Genomic DNA, 3,124 nt, shown 5'->3' with positions numbered 1-3,124 from the left:
GTAAGTTTTCGGCCGGTTAGCACCAGTTCCCTACACCCATTACTGAGCTTCCAGGTCTGACCTATTGAACCCGTGTTCTGCGGGGGGCCTTATCCCACCAAGTGGGTGAGAAACCTGATCTTGGAGAAGGTTTCCCGCTTAGATGCTTTCAGCGGTTATCCTGACCGAACGTGGCTATCCAGCGGTGCCCCTGGCGGGACAACTGGTGCACCAGAGGTTCGTCCGTCCCGGTCCTCTCGTACTAGGGACAGGTTTCCTCAAGTTTCTGACGCGCGCGGCGGATAGAGACCGAACTGTCTCACGACGTTCTAAACCCAGCTCGCGTGCCGCTTTAATGGGCGAACAGCCCAACCCTTGGGACCTGCTCCAGCCCCAGGATGCGACGAGCCGACATCGAGGTGCCAAACCATCCCGTCGATATGGACTCTTGGGGAAGATCAGCCTGTTATCCCCGGGGTACCTTTTATCCGTTGAGCGACACCCCTTCCACTCGGGGGTGCCGGATCACTAATCCCGACTTTCGTCCCTGCTTGACTTGTAAGTCTCGCAGTCAAGCTCCCTTGTGCATTTACACTCGCCACCTGATTGCCGTCCAGGTTGAGGGAACCTTTGGGCGCCTCCGTTACATTTTAGGAGGCAACCGCCCCAGTTAAACTACCCGCCAGGCACTGTCCCTAAACCCGATTCAGGGTTCGAGGTTAGATGCCCAATACGATCAGAGTGGTATTTCAACAACGACTCCGCCCCAACTGGCGTCGAGGTTTCACAGTCTCCCACCTATCCTACACAAACCGTACCGAACATCAATACCAAGTTGTAGTGAAGGTCCCGGGGTCTTTTCGTCCTGCCGCGCGTAACGAGCATCTTTACTCGTAGTGCAATTTCGCCGAGTCTATGGTTGAGACAGTTGAGAAGTCGTTACGCCATTCGTGCAGGTCGGAACTTACCCGACAAGGAATTTCGCTACCTTAGGATGGTTATAGTTACCACCGCCGTTTACTGGGGCTTAAATTCTCCGCTTCACCCTTGCGGGTTAACGGGTCCTCTTAACCTTCCAGCACCGGGCAGGCGTCAGTCCGTATACATCGTCTTGCGACTTCGCACGGACCTGTGTTTTTAGTAAACAGTCGCTCCTCACTGGTTTCTGCGACCGGATCCCGCTCCCACCGCAAGGGTGTTCACGATATTCCGGTCCCCCTTCTCCCGAAGTTACGGGGGCATTTTGCCGAGTTCCTTAACCATAGTTATCTCGTACGCCTTGGTATGCTCTACCTGACCACCTGTGTCGGTTTGGGGTACGGGCCGTGTGTGTGCTCGCTAGAGGCTTTTCTTGGCAGCAGAGGATCACCGAATTCGCCTCAACCGGCTATGCGTCACCTCTCAGGATTAGTGAGCGACGGATTTGCCTATCGCTCTCCCTACCGGCTTGCCCCAGTGTTACCACTGACTGGTACGGCTACCTTCCTGCGTCACCCCTTCGCTTGACTACTACCAGCGAAGTTCCCACGCAGCCCCAGAACTCCACACCCCCGAAGGGGAGTGATCGATCCGGTTTTGGGTGGTTAGTACCGCTGATTCGTCACGGGCGCCCACACACGGGTACGGGAATATCAACCCGTTGTCCATCGACTACGCCTGTCGGCCTCGCCTTAGGTCCCGACTCACCCTGGGCGGACTGGCCTGGCCCAGGAACCCTTGGTCTTTCGGCGGGCAAGGTTCTCACTTGCCTTGTCGCTACTCATGCCTGCATTCTCACTCCCCCACCCTCCACCACCGGTCACCCGGTGGCTTCGCTGAATGAGGGACGCTCCCCTACCCACACCCACCACAAGGTGGATGTGCCGCGGCTTCGGCGGTGTGCTTGAGCCCCGCTACATTATCGGCGCACAATCACTTGACCAGTGAGCTATTACGCACTCTTTCAAGGGTGGCTGCTTCTAAGCCAACCTCCTGGTTGTCTTTGCGACTGCACATCCTTTCCCACTTAGCACACGCTTGGGGGCCTTAGCCGGCGATCTGGGCTGTTTCCCTTTCGACGTACGGAGCTTATCCCCCGCCGTCTCACTGCCACGCTTTACACCACGGCATTCGGAGTTTGGCTGACGTCAGTAACCTAGTAGGGCCCATCGGCCATCCAGTAGCTCTACCTCCGCGGTGAACCACGCAACGCTGCACCTAAATGCATTTCGGGGAGAACCAGCTATCACGGAGTTTGATTGGCCTTTCACCCCTACCCACAGCTCATCCCCTCAGTCTTCAACCTAAGTGGGTTCGGGCCTCCACGCGGTCTTACCCGCGCTTCACCCTGGCCATGGGTAGATCACTCCGCTTCGGGTCCAGAACACGCCACTATTCACACGCGCGTATGCGCGTGTGGGTCGCCCTATTCAGACTCGCTTTCGCTGCGGCTACCCCACACGGGTTAACCTTGCGACATGTCCCTGACTCGCAGGCTCATTCTTCAAAAGGCACGCCATCACCACCCTCCTCCGGAGAGGAAAAGGAGGCTCTGACGGATTGTAGGCACACGGTTTCAGGTACTCTTTCACTCCCCTCCCGGGGTACTTTTCACCATTCCCTCACGGTACTAATCCGCTATCGGTCATCGAGGAGTATTTAGGCTTACCGGGTGGTCCCGGCGGATTCACAGCGGATTCCACGGGCCCGCTGCTACTCGGGAATTGATACTAGGCAGGTGCCGGGTTTTCGCGTACCGGGCTCTCACCGTCTACGGCAGACCATCCCAGGCCACTTCCGCTAACCACGACACTTTCTGACTGCCTCTCAGCCGGGTAGCGCTGAGACATATCCTCCCACAACCCCGCACACACAACCCCTACCCGGTTACCCATGCGTGCGGTTTAGCCTGTTCCGCGTTCGCTCGCCACTACTTGCGGAATCACAATTGTTTTCTCCTCCTACGGGTACTGAGATGTTTCACTTCCCCGCGTTCCCTCCCGCACCCTATATATTCAGATGCGGGTAGCACGACATCACTCGTGCTGGGTTTCCCCATTCGGAAATCCTCGGATCCACGCTCGGTTGACAGCTCCCCGAGGCATATCGCAGCCTCCCACGTCCTTCATCGGCTCTCGATGCCAAGGCATCCACCATGCGCCCTTAG

General features: G+C 57.3%; 1 rRNA gene. It reads right to left on the bottom strand.

The window, feature by feature from the left end:
• Positions 1 to 3: 3 nt before the first annotated feature.
• Positions 4 to 3,124, bottom strand: a 23S ribosomal RNA gene (locus CXY70_RS00050).

This window comes from Cryobacterium sp. Y82, from assembly GCF_002929495.1.
In the GTDB taxonomy this organism is placed as follows: domain Bacteria; phylum Actinomycetota; class Actinomycetes; order Actinomycetales; family Microbacteriaceae; genus Cryobacterium; species Cryobacterium serini.
Note: the sequence above shows the minus strand (reverse complement) of the source record. Positions and strands in the feature narration are given on the sequence as shown.